This window comes from Collinsella sp. TM06-3, assembly GCF_003436395.1.
GTDB lineage: Bacteria > Actinomycetota > Coriobacteriia > Coriobacteriales > Coriobacteriaceae > Collinsella.
Window position 1 is genome coordinate 14261 of the sequence record NZ_QSPG01000003.1, and the last position, 16143, is coordinate 30403.

General features: G+C 61.1%; 15 protein-coding genes. 8 read left to right on the forward strand and 7 right to left on the reverse strand.

Going from position 1 to position 16143, the window contains the following annotated elements; all coding sequences use genetic code 11:
• Positions 1-17: 17 nt before the first annotated feature.
• The 3 genes from brxC to DXD56_RS01905 all read right to left on the reverse strand — a co-directional run bounded on the left by brxC (position 18) and on the right by DXD56_RS01905 (position 5103).
• Positions 18-3680, reverse strand: coding sequence for a BREX system P-loop protein BrxC (gene brxC, locus DXD56_RS01895; RefSeq protein WP_117639687.1), 3663 nt, complete (start codon positions 3678-3680; stop codon positions 18-20).
• A gap of 78 nt (positions 3681-3758) precedes the next feature.
• Complete coding sequence (locus tag DXD56_RS01900; RefSeq protein ID WP_117639689.1) at positions 3759-4451, reverse strand: DUF1788 domain-containing protein; 693 nt, start codon at positions 4449-4451, stop codon at positions 3759-3761.
• A 1-nt stretch (position 4452) separates the two neighbouring features.
• Entirely contained in the window at positions 4453-5103 is a 651-nt protein-coding gene (locus DXD56_RS01905) for a BrxA family protein (RefSeq protein WP_117639691.1), read from the reverse strand.
• 341 nt (positions 5104-5444) lie between these two features.
• Here DXD56_RS01905 and DXD56_RS10005 point away from each other — a divergent pair, with 341 nt between their 5' ends.
• The 5 genes from DXD56_RS10005 to DXD56_RS01925 all read left to right on the forward strand — a co-directional run bounded on the left by DXD56_RS10005 (position 5445) and on the right by DXD56_RS01925 (position 10235).
• A complete protein-coding gene (locus DXD56_RS10005) occupies positions 5445-5618 on the forward strand; it encodes a hypothetical protein (RefSeq protein WP_158549272.1) in 174 nt (57 codons plus the stop codon).
• Positions 5619-5749: 131 nt separating this feature from the next.
• A complete protein-coding gene (gene serC / locus DXD56_RS01910; protein ID WP_117639693.1) occupies positions 5750-6874 on the forward strand; it encodes a 3-phosphoserine/phosphohydroxythreonine transaminase in 1125 nt (374 codons plus the stop codon).
• A gap of 70 nt (positions 6875-6944) precedes the next feature.
• Entirely contained in the window at positions 6945-8108 is a 1164-nt protein-coding gene (locus tag DXD56_RS01915) for a phosphoglycerate dehydrogenase (protein WP_117639695.1), read from the forward strand.
• Positions 8109-8285: 177 nt separating this feature from the next.
• Positions 8286-9506: a M20 family metallopeptidase gene (locus DXD56_RS01920; RefSeq protein WP_117639697.1), complete on the forward strand. Its 1221-nt coding sequence runs from the start codon at positions 8286-8288 to the stop codon at positions 9504-9506.
• A 39-nt stretch (positions 9507-9545) separates the two neighbouring features.
• Positions 9546-10235: a DUF1015 family protein gene (locus DXD56_RS01925; protein WP_117639699.1), complete on the forward strand. Its 690-nt coding sequence runs from the start codon at positions 9546-9548 to the stop codon at positions 10233-10235.
• A gap of 134 nt (positions 10236-10369) precedes the next feature.
• Here the strand turns inward: DXD56_RS01925 and DXD56_RS01930 are convergent, their stop codons facing one another.
• From DXD56_RS01930 to DXD56_RS01940, 3 genes are all read right to left on the reverse strand, one after another.
• Positions 10370-11005, reverse strand: a complete 636-nt coding sequence (locus tag DXD56_RS01930) for a histidine phosphatase family protein (protein ID WP_117639700.1) — start codon at positions 11003-11005, stop codon at positions 10370-10372.
• Between the two features lie 17 nt (positions 11006-11022).
• Complete coding sequence (locus DXD56_RS01935) at positions 11023-11565, reverse strand: histidine phosphatase family protein (RefSeq protein WP_055252053.1); 543 nt, start codon at positions 11563-11565, stop codon at positions 11023-11025.
• Positions 11566-11648: 83 nt separating this feature from the next.
• Positions 11649-12320 (reverse strand): nitroreductase family protein, encoded by a 672-nt coding sequence (locus tag DXD56_RS01940; protein WP_117639702.1) that lies wholly within the window; start codon positions 12318-12320, stop codon positions 11649-11651.
• A gap of 233 nt (positions 12321-12553) precedes the next feature.
• On the opposite strand from DXD56_RS01940, the gene DXD56_RS01945 reads away from it, so the two are divergent.
• Together DXD56_RS01945 and DXD56_RS01950 are read left to right on the forward strand one after the other, a co-directional pair.
• Positions 12554-13156: an HdeD family acid-resistance protein gene (locus DXD56_RS01945; protein WP_117583774.1), complete on the forward strand. Its 603-nt coding sequence runs from the start codon at positions 12554-12556 to the stop codon at positions 13154-13156.
• Positions 13157-13639, forward strand: a complete 483-nt coding sequence (locus DXD56_RS01950) for a DUF188 domain-containing protein (protein ID WP_117639704.1) — start codon at positions 13157-13159, stop codon at positions 13637-13639.
• A 106-nt stretch (positions 13640-13745) separates the two neighbouring features.
• Here the strand turns inward: DXD56_RS01950 and DXD56_RS01955 are convergent, their stop codons facing one another.
• Complete coding sequence (locus tag DXD56_RS01955) at positions 13746-14834, reverse strand: putative manganese transporter (protein ID WP_117639706.1); 1089 nt, start codon at positions 14832-14834, stop codon at positions 13746-13748.
• Positions 14835-15005: 171 nt separating this feature from the next.
• On the opposite strand from DXD56_RS01955, the gene DXD56_RS01960 reads away from it, so the two are divergent.
• Entirely contained in the window at positions 15006-15974 is a 969-nt protein-coding gene (locus tag DXD56_RS01960) for a 3'-5' exonuclease (RefSeq protein ID WP_117639708.1), read from the forward strand.
• The last annotated feature ends 169 nt before the right edge of the window (positions 15975-16143 follow it).

Consider the following 16143-nt stretch of genomic DNA (forward strand, 5'->3'; position numbering starts at 1 on the left):
ACCGGTGGCTCCGCGGGTTAGTTGATACGGATCTCGTCGTTTGCAGCGAGCGCCTGCATAAGGCGGGAGCGCAGGTCGTCCACGTAGCGCTCCACGTCTTCTGCGGACAAGAGACGACTCGGCTTGGCCAGATCGGCGCGGCGCACGGTCTTGATCTTGCGCTGGGGCTTGGGCGCGGGCACGGGAGCAGACGATGCGGCGCCCTTGTTGGAGACCTTCTTGACCACTTCACCCGTACTCGTGACCTCGGTGGTGCGGCGCTCGTTGTCCATACGCATGCGGGCCTCATCCACGGCGTCGTACATCTCGTTGGTTGCTGCGCTGATCCAGTTGCCCCAGTTAGTTGCAACAACGCTCAGTTCGTTGAGACTTTGAGCGCTGTGGGCACGGTTTTTGAACGACTCGTATTTGGTGCCGGCGTCTGCTATGGCATCCTTGGCCTGATTGACAAAGCCCTTTTGACTCTCGGCCTGCGCCCGCAGGTCTTGCAGATCGCTCTCGATGCGACACAAAAACTCATTGCGGCGGATGCCCAGCAGCTTTTTCATGTCATCCTCGACGGGATCCATAAGCGGCTGCAGGTCTTTAATACGGCCGTAGGGCTTGGGATCTTTGAGGATCTCGCGCACCTTTGCCACGTTCTCCACCGCGCTGGGAATGTCATCGGAGGCATACTCGATACCCTCGGTGCGGTTCAAGAAATCCCTGGCGTGGTCAAACGCTGTTCGTTGATTGGACTCGAAGAACTCAACCACCTTGTCAAAGTCTTCCTTGGCATCGAGCAAGCGCTCCTCATGCTTGGTGAACGTGGTCAAGAACGCCTCGGCCTCGTTCTGGTCCTTAAGGACGTCGGCCACCTCCGAGCGCATCTTCTCGCACTCGTCCTCACCGGGATACGGGTAGGCCGGCTTGATGCCCGTGTAGTAGTCGCGTGCTATGGCGAGGCACGCCTCGCGCAAGCCCTCAAGGCGCTCTTTGAGCTCGGCCACGAGCTTATCCTCGTTGGAGGGCACGGTCTTGAGATCAAACAGGTCGCGCATGAGCTCGCCCGTGGCACGCAGCAACCGGTCGCTCATACGCACGCGCAAGCGCACCTGGGCCTTATCGGCATCCTTGCGCAGGAGTGCCACCATACGGTTGTCGTTGGCCTGGACCGTCTGGCCGCCAAACAACACCTGCGCGCGCTGCTCCACCACGAGCTGCGCCACCACATTGGCGATGTCGACCTCACGCCAGCCAAAGGGCCTTTGCTGGTACTGGCGTTGGATATCGCCCATAGCGGTATCCAGATGGCGCTGATGCTGCACGTTGAGGTAGTCCTCGACCTCCCTGAGCGCACGCGTGTTGCCCGCATCCATGCCATCGAGCCCCGCCTGGACGTTACCCGCCAGCGTGGAGCGAATATCGGAATCGTCCTCAACCGGCGCGCCGATGTAGCCAGCCTTTTCAAAAACAACGTCACACAGTTGCGCGAGCACCTGCTCAAAAACCTGGGCGGGTTTGGTGGCGCGAACTTCGACCATACGGCCGTTGACCGCGCAACGTGCATGGAGCACGGCCTCGCTCAAAAGGGCATCGGCCTCTTTTTCGTTATAGGCTGCCTCGCGCATTTTTGCCTCGACAATCTGGCGGGTACTCGGCGGTAGCTCCTGCAGATTGCGCGTCTGGGCGTACATGCGAATCTTAGCGGCGTTGACGAGTGGGGCCCAATAATCCACCTCGTCGCCCAAGGCCACGATGGCCTTATCCACGGATTTCAATGCTAGCTCGGCATCGTCCGCACGTGCCAAGTCGCCGGCCATGGTCACCACGGAGAGTTCCATACCACCCTTGCTGGATCCATGAATCGAGCCATCCACGTAGCGGTCAAAGGGGAAGTCATTAGGATCGCGATGGAACTTGTACGCATTGTAAATGCTGTCGAACAGGCGCTTTTTGATGTACTCGATCACCTTCGCGTTGTCGATCGGGGTCCGCGCAATCTCCTGTGCAATTTCCTGCTCCTCGTCGGTGAGGAAGCTGTAGGTATCGCCCTGTCGCGCCACTTTGTTCTCGCGCTCCAAGCGGGCGAGGGACTCCTTGACGCGGTCCTTAAGGGCGCGCTTGTCCACGTCCAGGCTATCGATCATAAGGATGGAGATGTTCTCGACCGTGGCCTTGACGTAGCCGATGTAGCGGATCAAGTACAGGAGCTTAAGCACCCGGACATCGTAGCTCTCAAGACCCTCTGCGTTTTCAGCCGCGCGCTCCGCACAGACGACGACCTGAATGATGCCGTGCTCCAAATCCTTGGAGATTGTGTCGAAGAAGCGCCAGAACGGCACGAGTGCACCAGTCTGGTCATGCTGGATGGCCTGAGCGCTCTCCTGAAACGCGCTCAGCATGGAGCGCTCGCCCGTGGACATGTGCTTGGCCTTAACACCATGCTTGCGTACCTCGGTCATCACGTCGGGCAGAAGCTTAAACTGGTAGCCCACAAACGGGTAGCTGGCCACAAAATCCTTGGAGTTGGCGAAGCCGGCAAGGTCGGAGCGCGAGCCCCCCTCAAAGGTAAAGTTGTTTTTGAGGACGGCGGCGTCTTGCTCGTAGACCTGTGCAAGCGTATCGGCCGCCGGCGCGGTCTTCTCGAGCACACGGCGTTGGATGACCTCGTCCACGCTGGAGCTGGAGAGCGAAAGGCGGGTATTGAAACGGCCCTGGATCTTTGAAAAGTCGTTGCCCACGGGCAGGCTCAGGTTGTCGATGGCCTCCTGGCTCGTGACCATCACCCACACGCGGCCACCGCAGGCGGCACCCAGCTCCTCGACGATGGTCTGAAGGCTCAGCATAAGGCTTGGGTCCTGGTCGTTTGTAATAAACTGACCCACCTCGTCGACCATAAAGAGCAAACGGAAGTTGCCACCGTGGGCCGCTGCCTGAGCGTCCACGTAATCCTTGACCTTTTTGGCAAAGACATCGGGGGCCAAAACCTCGTCCTCAGAACCCTCGAGCCAGTTCCATGCGGCCTTTTCGCTCATGCCGAGCACGCTCTGCAGCACCTCGACGACGTCGTCCTCAAAGTAGCTGTAGGTGTCGCGGGCCTGGAGCCAGGACTCGCCGTTGACGCGCTCAAAGGCCTCGCGGAACTCCTGGGTCTTGCCCAGGGAATCGATGTAGTCCTCGAGCTTTGCAAGCTTGAGGTCCTCGCCGTAGAAGCCGCGCGCCTCGTAGAACATGCGCTCAAAGCCGCGAAGCAGCGCCGTGGGAGCCGTATCGCCCTGCTTCCACTGGCCCGCCTTGCTATCGATGTTAAAGAGGATGGCCTGCGTGGGCACCGAGCAGGCGCGCTCCATGGCAGCCGCGACCATGGGGTCGACGATTTTGCCGTCAAAGTAGCGGATGGCGCTCTTGCCGCCGATCTGGCGATTCTCGAGCAGGTAGCTCAGCATCTTGAGGAAGTGCGATTTACCGGAACCGAAGAAACCACTGATCCACACGCCGATCTTGTCGGTGCGTGCATCGATGGCATCGCCGTAGGCCTTGAAGAACGTGGCAAAGTGCCTCTGCAACTCGCGCGTCACCACGTACTCGTCAAGCTCCTGGCGGATGGACCCATCTTTTGAATCCTGGACCTTGACCACGCCGTTGATGGAGCGGTTGATGTCTTTTGCAAAGAGGTCGCGAATGATCGTGTTGTCCATGGGTGCTCCTTTGGGTTTGGGAACGTTATGGCAAAGGGTTGTTACCGGCGGCAGGGACTTGCCTGCGGGGAGCCGTGCTTACGAGATATCGATGGCGCGGTAGTAGTTGTCGGCCGGCAGACGGTTAAAGAGCTGGAAAGAAGAGCCGTTGAAACTGCCCGGATAGGCGGCGACCACAGGCACCTCATCAAAATCCGCAAGCATGCAATGGAGAAGCGTGTGCATGCGAAAGAATGGGAAGACCTCGCCCGCGCCGGTGAGGAGAACGACGTCTCCAGGCGCGTACGGCTTGGTCTGCTCAAGGATGTACGCGGCGACTTTCTCGGGCGAGGCGAACTTGGCCACGTCCTCGAGCACGCGCTGGGTACCGCGGCGCTCCTCTTGGTGCGGGATAGCCTTGAGGACACGGCGCTTTTCGAGAATTGCCAGCACGGCGTCGTAGAGGTTCACGACCTTGAGCGTGCACGGAAGCTTGTCGGCCTCGGCATCGCGTGAAAGGGTGTCAAATAATGCACGCGCCTCAAACTCCAGCGCGGGGTCATAGCAAAAGGTGTGGAAGCCGATCTCATTGCCTATGCCCTTGTTAGCCAAAAAGTCCTCGCTGCACAGGCATTCGCGCAGAAGCTGCGCGCGGCGCTCAAATTCCTGACAGGCGTGCTGAGAGCGGACATGTGCCGCCACGACGCTCTTACGGGAATGGATGCCGATATTGGTGGTGAAATCGGTCGCCGGGGTGATAGCAGGTTCGGCGGCGCTGTTGACGGGAGCCACGCTACATCACCACCCTGCCGGTAAGGGCCGCGATAAGCGACTGCTCGCCCAGCAGAACCAAGGCTCGCTCGAAATCGGAATCGAGGAAGAGTGGTGACAGACGCTCGGACTCCGGGCCCTGGCCCTCGCCGATAAGGCCGGCATGGCGGAGCGTCTGGCGGAGCGAGCCCTTAATGCGCTTGACCGTGGCCTCAGTCCAGCGGGCCGCGTCCGGATACTCCGTGGTAAAGCGTGTCATAAAGGCATTGAGGTCAACCGCCGTAAAGGCATAATCGAAGTTTTGTAGGCGCTCCCCTACCTCGACGAGCACGAGCTCGCGCACGATATCGTAGCGGCAGATCATGCTGTAGAAGATGGCCTGGTCCGCCTGCGTGGGAGTGCCGGATGCCATGAGCCTGGTTAGGGATGACACAGCCTCGACGGCGATATTGGAGTCGATGCCACGCACGGCGCATGCGGCGTCCGTGGGCACCATGGCGTCGAGGCGTCGAAGGCACACGGTTGCGCGGTTGGCGACCATGCGCTCCGTGGGATATTGAAAGAGGTTCTCGCTCTTTACGCGTACAATGACCTGCTCGTCGCTTGCGCCCTGCATACGAAGGGCAGCGACGATGCGCATCTCATGCGGGAGGAATTGCTCGCGGGTGAGCACCCCCCCCCCGAACGCTTTTTGTGGTTATATCCACAGTACACGCTCCAAGGGTGTCAAAGGCTGTCACAAGTGCGCCGCAACCCGGCAGGCAGGTGCGGCGCACATGACAATAATCATACCTGTTGGTAAAAAAGTTACCACGCCCAGAGTGTCAAATGTTGAGCAACAAAATTAAATCCGGTTAACGGTCATTTTCGCAGCTCAGAAGCTTTGACGAGGTCGCCCCAAATCACACTTGCCAGACAACCGCGCTTACGAATGCAGGCACGCACACGCCCAACGCCATCCTCCGCTATATTCAACATAGAGTTATACACATGCTTCTATGTAAGGAGCTTCATATGTCTGTCGTAAAGTCTATTTCTGATCAGACGCGCGCACTAACTACCATTCAGGAACGCGAAGATCACATTCAACGTGCCATCGCTCGTGGCTACGACGACCTCACCAACGGTCGCGTACGCCCCTGGAAACAAGCAAAGGCCGAGGCGGATCGGATACGAGCCTCGAGATAATCCCTCCCCCATGTAACCATCCTGTAAATCATAGCGGCGCAGTCGAGTTTTACCGAGATGCGGTCGCGCCTGGCGCTCCACTGTGCTAAAGTATCCCGAACGTTCAAACGACTATGAGGGGGACCTAGAAGATGGCACGTGTGCACAACTTCTCAGCTGGCCCGGCCGCGCTGCCTACAAGCGTGCTCGCCGAGATCGCCGACGAGATGATGGACTACCGCGGTTGTGGCATGTCCGTGCTCGAGATGAGCCATCGATCCAGCATGTACCAGCAGATTATCGACGACGCCGAGGCAACCCTGCGCCGCCTGCTGAGCATCCCCGACAATTACCGTGTCCTGTTTTTGCAGGGCGGCGCCACGCTGCAGTTTGCAGGCATCCCGATGAACCTCATGCGCCGTGGCCGCGCCGGCTACGTCGTGACCGGCAACTTTGCCAACAAGGCGCACCAAGAGGCCACCAAGTATGGTGAGGCCGTGCTGCTCGCGAGCTCCGAGGACACCAACTTCGACCGCATTCCCAACATGGCCGACATCAACGCGCGCATTGCCGCCGAGGCCGCGGGCGACGGGCTCGACTACGTCTACATCTGCCAGAACAACACCATCTTTGGCACCATGTTCCACGAGCTGCCCGATTGCGGCGATGTGCCGCTGGTCGCCGATGTCTCGAGCTGCTTTCTGTCGCAGCCGCTCGACGTCGAGCGCTACGGGCTCATCTACGCCGGTGCGCAGAAAAACGCCGGTGCCGCAGGCGTGACCGTGGTCATCGTGCGCGACGACCTCATCGCCGAAGGCCCCGCCTTTGCGCAGACGCCGCAGTACCTGGACCTTAAGACCCAGGCCGCCAAGGGCTCCATGCTCAACACGCCCAACACCTTTGGCATCTACGTATGCGGCAAGGTGTTCCGTTGGGTGGAGCAAACCGGCGGACTTGCCGCCATGGCCGAGCGCAACTGGGGCAAGGCCAACCTGCTCTATGGCCTGCTCGAGCACAGCGAGCTGTTCCATGGCACCGCGCAGGCCGACAGCCGCTCCATCGCCAACGTCACCTTCCGCACCGGCGACGCCGACCTCGACGCCGCCTTTGTCGCAGGCGCGGCCGAGCACCAGATTCAAAACGTCAAGGGCCATCGCCTGGTGGGCGGAATGCGTGCCAGCGTGTACAACGCCGTCACCATGGAGGACGTGCAGGCGCTGGCCACGTACATGAAGGACTTCGAAGCGCAGCATAGTTTGAGTCCGCGATCTAACTAGCCCGCAACGCGCGGGCCGACCAGCCACTTCAAACCACCTGTTTAAACCAAACCTGCTAAGGAGTTTTTACATGCGTAAGATTAAGACCATCGACGACATCACCAAGGACGGCAAAGTCGAGTTTGGCGAGGGCTACGAGTTTGTGAGCACCGCCGAGGAGGCCGACGCCATCCTGATGCGCTCGACCGACCTGCACGGCTACGAGCTGCCCGAGGGCATCCGCGCCATCGCCCGCTGCGGCGCCGGCGTCAACAACATCCCCGTCGAGGAGTACGCCAAGAAGGGCGTCGTCGTCTTTAACTCCCCCGGCGCCAACAGCAACGCCGTCAAGGAGCTCGTCCTGGGTATGCTGGTGCTTTCGAGCCGCGGCGTGGTGCAGTCGATGAACTGGGTGCGCGACAACGCCGACGACCCCGAGATTCAGGTCGATGCCGAGAAGGCCAAGAAGGCCTTTGTGGGCCGCGAGCTCAAAGGCAAGCGCATCGGCGTCATCGGCCTGGGCAACGTGGGCTCCAAGGTCGCCAACGCCTGCGTCGACCTGGGCATGGACGTCTACGGCTACGATCCGTTCATTTCCGTCGAGCATGCGTGGGTGCTGAGCCGCGAGGTGCAGCGCGTGGGCACGCTCGAAGATCTCTGCCGCGGCTGCGACTACCTCACCGTGCACGTGCCCAGCAAGGCCGACACCATCGGCATGATCAGCACCGAGCAGATCAACCTGCTGGCACCCGACGCCGTGCTCATCAACTACGCACGCGAAACCATCATTGACGAGGACGCCGTCGACGCCGCCCTGCGCGAGGGCAAGCTGAGCTGGTTTAGCTGCGACTTTGCCACGCCCAAGACCGTCAAGATGCCCAACACGTTTATCACCACGCACTCGGGCGCCGGCACTGGCGAGGCCGAGGCCAACTGCGCCGATATGGCCATTAGCGAGCTCAAGGATTACCTGGAGAACGGCAACATCGCGCACAGCGTCAACTACCCCGCCTGCAGCATGGGCAAGGCGCGCGCCGCAAGCCGCATCGCCTGCCTGCACGCCAACGTGCCCAACATGATTGGCCAGATCACGGCAATCCTTGCTAAGGACAACGCCAACGTGCAGCGTATGACCAACGAATCCGCCGGCGAGAACGCCTACACCATGTTCGACACCGACGAGCACCTGAACAGCAGCACGATTGAGGCGCTTAAGCAGATTCCGTCGATGTATCGCGTGCGCGTAATCAAATAGCACCGGCTGATCTGACGGGCAGTTCCCCATGTGGCCTGCCCGTCACTGACATTGGATGCCCGCGGGGGCGCCTTTCGCACGAGAGGCGCCCCCGTTTTTGTGAGCACTCCATTAAATGCACCGAGCCGCTTCTTGGCATACAATCTGTATGTTGACCTAACTATCTGTGAGGTGCCTATGGTTGATACAGATTTTGCTTGGCGGCTTACGCAAGGACTCGTGCGGATCGACAGTTCCGACCCAGGTGCGTATGAGGGCGAGATTGAACGCTATATCAAAGCGTTGGTTGAGGAACGGTTGGCGCAGCTGAGCCATCCGGTGCTCCATGCCGTGCAGGTTGAGGAACTCGAGGTGCTGCCCGGACGCCGTAACCTTATGTTCACCGTACCCGGTTTGAGCGACGAGCCGCGGCTGGTCTATATCTGCCATATGGATACCGTTACGCTGGGCGATGGCTGGGACGCGGACATTCCGCCGCTCGGAGCGATCGTGCGGGACGATAAGCTCTATGGCCGCGGTGCCTGCGATATGAAGGGTGGCCTGGCCTGCGCCATTGCCGCACTGGTCCATACGCTCGAGCGCGTGGCGTCGGATGGCGCGCTGCCACGCCGCGGCTTTTCGCTCATCTGCTCGGTCGACGAGGAAGACTTCATGCGCGGCTCAGAGGCCGCGATCGATGCTGGCTGGGTCGGCTCGCGCGAATGGGTGCTGGACACCGAACCCACCGACGGACAGATCCAGGTGTCGCACAAGGGGCGTACGTGGTTCGAGATCGAGATGGCCGGCGTCACGGCTCATGCAAGCCAGCCTTGGAAGGGCGCCGACGCCGTCGCCGCCATGGCCGAGGTCGTGTGCTCGCTTCGTCGCACGTTTGCGACGCTACCTTTACATGAGGAGCTGGGGCCATCGACCATCACGTTTGGACAGATCGAGGGTGGCTACCGTCCCTATGTCGTGCCCGACCACGCTAAGGTCTGGGTCGATATGCGCCTGACCCCGCCGACTGATACGGCCGCCGCGACGCGCATGGTAGAGCAGGCCATTGTCGCTGCCGAAGCCGCGGTCCCCGGCTGCCATGGAAGCTATACCGCGACAGGCGACCGCCCCGCCATCGAGCGCGATCCAGCCTCTCCCCTTCTAGCTGCACTCAAGCGCGCAGCAGACGACGTGACAGGCGCGGACACGACCGTCGGCTTCTTTACCGGCTACACCGATACCGCCGTCATTGCTGGCAAGACGGGCAACCGCAACTGTATGAGCTACGGCCCCGGATCGCTCGCGCTCGCACACAAGCCCAACGAGTATGTGCCCCGCGCCGATATCAATCGTTGTCAGCAGGTGCTAATCGCGCTCGCCGATAACGTGCTCTGGGACGCGAACGGCCAAGTTGGGGCATAATAAGCCGCGAACAAACCGACTCGCGCGTTAGGACCGCCCATGAAAGCACTTCCGTTTCCCTGCATCCGCCCGGCTCAGGACCGCGTGCTCGAGGCGTTGCCTGCAATGGGCAGCATCCTGAGCGGCAACGATGCTCTGCGCGGAGCCATTGCCGATGGGCTCATGCTCAAGGACCCGGGTGCGGCGTATTACGTATACGAATGCTCGGGCGAGCCGGGTCGCGTGACAGGTGTCGTGGCGATTTGCCCGGTTAACGTACTGACAGGTAGCGACGAGGCTGCCGCCGAGAGCATCGACGCACTCGCCGCTGCGCGAGCAATCGCCGACCTCAAGGTACAGCCCCGTCCCGTGTCGCTCGCCTACGAGGCCTCTCCCGTCATGAGCATCATCCTGGGCGCCGCCAAAGAGGGCGCCTCGCTCTACGCCGTCACCGACCCCGCCGGCATTTCACATCGCGTGTGGGAGGTCAAGCGCGAGGACGCTGTTGCCGCCATCCGAGCCATGCTCGACCAGGCACCGGAGCCGACGCCGGCAGACGACCCCACCTACGCTGCCGCGCTGGCTGGGGCATCGCAGATTCTGGCCGACGAGGCCCGCACTGCCGGCGCCTACTCTGGCAAAGAGCCGTTCAACTTTGCTGTAGCCGTGCTGTTCCCCACCGCGCAGGTCAGCGGCGGCGCGCCGCAGATTCCGACGGGTCTGCTCACTCACCAGATCTCACGGTTATAACAGAGCCTAAACGCCCAGCACAAAGACTCGGCAGCTCAACAAAAAAGGGGGCGGAGATGCAACGCCAGCGCATGCATCTCCGCCCCCTTTCGCATCGAGCAAGTAAGTCGGCGACCCGCACCGCCACGCCCAAACTACCCGCGCTGCGGACCCGCGGCAGCCACGAGCGGCTCAAGCCCCAGCTCGCGCGCGTAGTCTTCCTGCGTAAAAATCTCAACCAGTTCAAACGTATCGGTCGTATCGTCAAACACGAAATGCAGCACCGAGCAGTTGCCCGGCACGCGCTCGCGCTCGTCGGCCGCCGCTCCCCTCACGTGGTCCAAAAACTCCTTGATGGCCGATCCGTGGCTCACCGCAAGGACGCACTCGTGGTCCGGGCGTCGCATGAGCTCGGTCAGCGTCGTCACCATGCGCTCACGCACCTGCATCTGACCCTCGCCGCCAAACTGGCGATAGAAATCGCGCCACGGGCGCTCGGGCATGAGCATCACGCGCTCGGCCTCAAAGTCGCCAAAGAACCACTCACGCAGGCCGTCCAGGCGCTCGTACGCCAAGCCCGGCCACAAGTTGGCGATAGTCTGCTCGGTGCGATGAAGCGTGGAGGTGTAGGCATGATCGGGCTCAATGCCGCGCGCACGTAAAAACATGCCGGCGCGCGCCGCCTGGTCGCAACCCAACTGCGTAAGCGGCGAGTCACTCCAGCCCTGAATAATGCGCTTAAGGTTGAATATCGTCTGTCCATGACGGACCAGATACAGATCTTTATTCATAGGGGTCCTTTCGTTCGTTACCAACCCAAGAGCGAAAACGCCCCGTCGCAATAGCCAAAATGAAGCACGGCACCGTTGTCGGGTAGCTCTCCCCCGCCAGTCACATACTCAAGAAACTCCTGGCAGGCTGAGCCATGGGAAACCGCCAGCACGCAGTCGTGCTGCGGCCTGGCCATGATGCGGGACAGCGCCGCGACCATGCGCGACTGAAGCTGCACTTCCGACTCGCCGCCAAAGGCCACCGGATAATCGCCCCAGGGTTGCGGCGGCATCTCGCGATTTGATGTGCCCTCCAGCGAGCCAAAATGCCACTCACGCAGGTCATCGACCAGCTCAATGGAACGGCCCTCGCCAACGATAAGCTCGGCCGTATGCCGCGCCCGGCCCAACGGCGAGGAATACACATGATCAAAGGCCACGCCACGCGCCGCAAACGCCGTACGCGCCGTCAGCGCCTGCTCGCGCCCGCGCGCCGTAAGCGGCGAATCGTGCCAGCCTTGCAAAATGCTCTGCACATTGAGCTCAGTCTGCCCATGCCGCACCAAATACAGATCTGCCACAGACCCTCCCCTCGTACCACCACAAAGGGGACAGGAGCCTTTGTGGTGATTTTGCCGCCGGATTGCACCGCAACGACGCACAACTACAGCAGCACGTCGGCAAGCGGACGCTTGGGTACGTGGTGCACCCGCGCCTCGTCGCGCCAATAATTGATGGAGCCGTCGGGGTTGGAATCGATCGCATCGATCACCTGTGTCTCGGCCGGAATGCCAAACGCCATGATCAGCTTGAGCTCATACTTGTCGTTATCGAGCCCCATGGCATCGATCGCGTGGAGCGTAAAGGCCTTGAACATGCAGGCTGCCACCTCGGGCGTGGCGCTGCGGGCGGCGAGCATCATCGTCTGCGCGGCAATGCCCGTGTCGACCTCGGTAATGGGAGCGGCGGGCTTGCCCGGAACGGCGCGCTCGGCAAGAATCGCGATGTAGCCGGTCGGGCGCTCACCCTCGGCAGGACCCGGCCAGTCCTTAAGTGCGCCGGCCCATGCGAGCTCGTCAAATACACGCGCGCAATCCTCGGCACCGCTCACCACGTGAAAACGCAGACGCTGAGCATTGGCGCCGCAGGGAGCCAGGTGCGCCAGTTCCGCCAGCTCGAGCAAAAACTCGCGCGGCACGCGCATGGACTCGTCAAAACGGCGGCACGTACGGGCACGACGGACCAGCGCATCAAACGCTTCCAGACCGAGCTTTTCACAACCTTGCTTTGCCATCGACTCGGCGCTTACCGGCGCCGCGGGAACAGCTTCGTTCATAAGACCCCCAATAAAAGCCAATTGTTCTTAAGAAAATCTAACCTAAAACGTAGGCAATTACACACAGCGGCGCAATGTTCCACACCTGTTGAATACTCCGCATCCAAACGGGAACAAAGGTAACAATTCGGGAAGATGAGGCTCCCATTCGCCCTTCCCGCCCCACTCGACGGCGCCCTTGGGCGATACTGGTTGCAAGAGCTACGGCTTACGCCGCACGGAAAGGAGACATCATGGGCATCTTTAAGAACGATGACAAGCAATCGAGCGCCTTTGGATTTGACGAGAAAAGCATGGCAGGCAAGGCCGTCAAGGCCGTACGCTGGATTTACGCCATCACGGGCGTCTTGGCGCTCGTCGCCGGCATCGCACTGCTGTTTGCGCCCGCCAAGTCCCTCGTCTTCCTGACGACCGTCTTGGGCATCTACTTTGTGATCACGGCCGCGATCAGGCTGTTTACCGCTGTTTTCGAGCCGCTGCTGCCCACCGGCTGGCGCGTTACGAGCATCATCTCCAACCTGCTCATCATTCTGGGCGGCGTCATAATCCTGCGCAACCAGGCCTTCTCGACCGCGACGCTCACCACGCTCGTGGTGGTCGTCGCCGGCTTTGGCTGGATCGTCGAGGGCGTCATGTCGATTCTGGAATCCGAGCTTTCCGCCAACCGCGCCCTCGCCATCCTGAGCGGCGCACTCTCCATCATCGCGGGCATGTTCGTGTTTATCTATCCGCTGTGGTCGGCCAAGATGCTCGTCATCTTTAGCGGTGCCGCGCTGCTGGTGTTTGGCGTGACGCTCATTGTCCGCGCCATTCAGTTTGGCAAACTGGTGCGCTAGATGCCAAAGACGCTTTTTATTGATGCCGACGCCTGCCCGGTCACGCGCGAGTCGATCGACTGCGCGCGGAGGGCGGGCGTTGCCGTCGTTATCGCCGGCAACAGCACGCAGAACCTGGAACGCCACATTCGCCGCGACGATCCGCGCGACCCCGAGCATGCGCGTCGGGGCTTTTGGGTCACGACACTTGATGTAGGTGTGGGAGCCGATAGCGCCGACTTTGCCATTATCGAGCGCCTGCAGGCTGGCGACGTGGTCGTGACGCAGGACATAGGCCTGGCGAGCATGGTGCTCGGACGCGATGCCGCCGCCATCGGCGTGCGCGGGCGCGTCTACGACAAAGCGACCATCGACATGCAACTGTTTATTCGCCACGAGGAAAAGAAGGTGCGCCGCGCCGGGGGACGCACCCGCGGTCCGGCAACCTTCACCAGCGAGGACCGAGCCCGCTTTAAACGCAACCTCACCGAGCTGTTACGCTAAACAAGGTAGATTTTTGGGACATGCCTAAAAATCTACCTTTTTGTTTTATCGCGCACTCAACGCCCAGGTCATGACGGTGGATTGTAAGGCATGTCCCAAAAACTACTTAGAGACCAAAGGCGGAGAGAACGAGTCCCCAACCGGCGCCGATAACGTACATCATGACCAGAAACAGGGCGTTTTCGCGGGCACTGCGATTGGTGCGGAACAGCACCAGGTAGCCCACGCCAGCGGAAATGAGCGTGCCGGCGAGCATCGGCGCCAGCTGCAGCGCACCTTCGAGGTACAACTGCGTAATAACGACGCTGGCAGAGCAGTTGGGGATCAGACCGACAAGCGCCGAGCCCAGGACGGCGAGCGTCTCATTGCCGCGCAGGAACTGCTCGATTGCCGACTCGCCAAAGGTCTCGAGGACGGCGACCAGAATCAGCGTCACCAGGAAAATAAAAACCGAGACCTGCACAGTGTGCGAAATCGCGCTGCGGATAATCGACAGGATGGGCGCGCCTTCGTGGGAGTGGGAGCGGCCGTGGCCATGATGGTGTTCATGCTCGCCCTCATGACCGTGATCGTGGCCGTGCCCGTGTTCGTGTTCGTCCTCGTCTTCATCACAACCGCAATGGTCGCGCTCGCACAGCTCGTGGATGTGATCGGCGCTCACGCCCGCCTCGGCCACCTCATCAATGATGTCGCCACCGCTGTGGTCATCGTGCGCGCAGTTCACGTGTGCCGGATTGACCGCGGCCCCCAGCACGGTGCGACGAATCGCCGTATGCGCGCGGGCATTACGACGAAGGCCGCGGATAGCTGCATCCACGATAAAGCCCGTGACTAGAGCGATCAGCGCCTTCGATGCGAGCAGCATCGCCATGGTCTGCACGGGAACCTGCTCGGCAAGCAACAGCGGCAGCATCTCGTCTGAGGTCGAGAGGAAAACCGCAACCAGCGTGCCCAGCGTCACGACGCGGCCGGCGTACAGCGTCGCCGCCATGGCCGAAAACCCGCACTGTGGCACCATGCCCAACAACGATCCGACAACCGGACCCGCGGCGCCGGCACGCTTGATAGCGCCGTTGACGCGGTCGCCCGCAACGTGCTCAAGTGTCTCGAGGGCAAGATACGTCACCAACAAAAACGGCACCAGGGACAGCGTGTCCTTGCCGGCGTCGAGCAGAATATCAATCAGTAAATCCATGACGGATGGAACCTTTCGTGTCTTTCGGCAACATTGTAAAAGTCCTAGCGGTCAACTAGGGTATTGTAGTTGTCCCGGGCGCGGTGCCAATAGTTGCCCATGGTAAACTATCATCTCGCCACAACTCAGTAACCCCGAGCCGCGCGACGCGGCCCGTCCAAGGAGCAGCATATGAATGTTTCGCAAGCACTCGAATACGAGCGCCAGCCGTTTATCCCCATGTTTATCTACGGCGACCACGGCGCCATGGAGTCCGAGCGCCAGAAGGGCGAGGAGGCCCTCAAGGTGCTCGAGACCGAGTACTTTACTGCCGAGGGCGACCCCAGCTTCGACTTTGCCACCGTGCGCGACCTGGCCGACCGCAACCGCGACCTGTGCGACCAGATTGGCGAGGCGCGCCTGCGCAACGTGACGCCCGCGACGCTCTCGCGCGGCCTGTCCGACGCTGACACCTGCGCCGCCATCGGCAAGATGCAAAAGCGCACCGCCGCGTCCGTTATGCGCGAGATTCGTGGTGACCGCGACGCACTCGGCGTGGCCTATGCCCGCAAGCCCATCCAAGGTACGGTGCTGGGCATCGACATCGAGACCACCGGTCGCGCGCCCGAGCGCGGCTACATCATCAACGTGGGCTGGGAGATCATGGATCTTACCAGCGACGCCGTGCCGCATGACGCCGAAGCACACTACTGCGGCCTGCCCGACATCTACCGCGGCGAGGATGTGCCGCTATCGAACATCCATCACATCACCTGGGACGACATCGACGGCAAAAAGCCGTTCCGCGAGAACAAGGAGCTGCAGAAGCAGTTGCTCAAGCTCATGAAGAAGTACCCGTACATGGCTCACAATGCCGCCTTCGAGGACAGCTGGTTCAAAATTCATCTGGACGGTTACGCCGAGGCACGCCGCGCGGGCAAGATTATCGTCATCGATTCGCGCCAGATTTGCCGCAGCCTGGATGCCGACGTGCGCTCGCTCCCCCGCGAATCCGCGCCCGCTGCGCTCGAGAACTGGGCGCGCCGCCGTGGCACCCTCGCCGCCGACGCCAACGAGCAGCACCTGGGCCTGGACGACACCGACCTCATGCTCCGCACCGTCCAGGCCGAGTTCAACCTCAAGAACCTGTTTGCGAAATAGCAACGCCTGCGACAAACACTGCTTGCTCACGAGCGGCCTCGCAGCGAGAAACCCCGCAGCGGGGCCGCCCTACGTTCCATAGGCAGGCCCGCTCTTCACAAATTCTGAACCCTATTTTTTAACTATTTCGGCACTTTCCCGACACGTGATTTGTGTTTTGATGACGATG

Coding starts and splice junctions, on each gene's coding strand:
- brxC (WP_117639687.1), bottom strand. CDS start 3,680: ATGGACAACACGATCATTCGCGACCTCTTTGCAAAAGACATCAACCGC.
- DXD56_RS10005 (WP_158549272.1), top strand. CDS start 5,445: ATGTCTGTCGTAAAGTCTATTTCTGATCAGACGCGCGCACTAACTACC.
- serC (WP_117639693.1), top strand. CDS start 5,750: ATGGCACGTGTGCACAACTTCTCAGCTGGCCCGGCCGCGCTGCCTACA.
- DXD56_RS01915 (WP_117639695.1), top strand. CDS start 6,945: ATGCGTAAGATTAAGACCATCGACGACATCACCAAGGACGGCAAAGTC.
- DXD56_RS01920 (WP_117639697.1), top strand. CDS start 8,286: ATGGTTGATACAGATTTTGCTTGGCGGCTTACGCAAGGACTCGTGCGG.
- DXD56_RS01925 (WP_117639699.1), top strand. CDS start 9,546: ATGAAAGCACTTCCGTTTCCCTGCATCCGCCCGGCTCAGGACCGCGTG.
- DXD56_RS01930 (WP_117639700.1), bottom strand. CDS start 11,005: ATGAATAAAGATCTGTATCTGGTCCGTCATGGACAGACGATATTCAAC.
- DXD56_RS01940 (WP_117639702.1), bottom strand. CDS start 12,320: ATGAACGAAGCTGTTCCCGCGGCGCCGGTAAGCGCCGAGTCGATGGCA.
- DXD56_RS01945 (WP_117583774.1), top strand. CDS start 12,554: ATGGGCATCTTTAAGAACGATGACAAGCAATCGAGCGCCTTTGGATTT.
- DXD56_RS01950 (WP_117639704.1), top strand. CDS start 13,157: ATGCCAAAGACGCTTTTTATTGATGCCGACGCCTGCCCGGTCACGCGC.
- DXD56_RS01955 (WP_117639706.1), bottom strand. CDS start 14,834: ATGGATTTACTGATTGATATTCTGCTCGACGCCGGCAAGGACACGCTG.
- DXD56_RS01960 (WP_117639708.1), top strand. CDS start 15,006: ATGAATGTTTCGCAAGCACTCGAATACGAGCGCCAGCCGTTTATCCCC.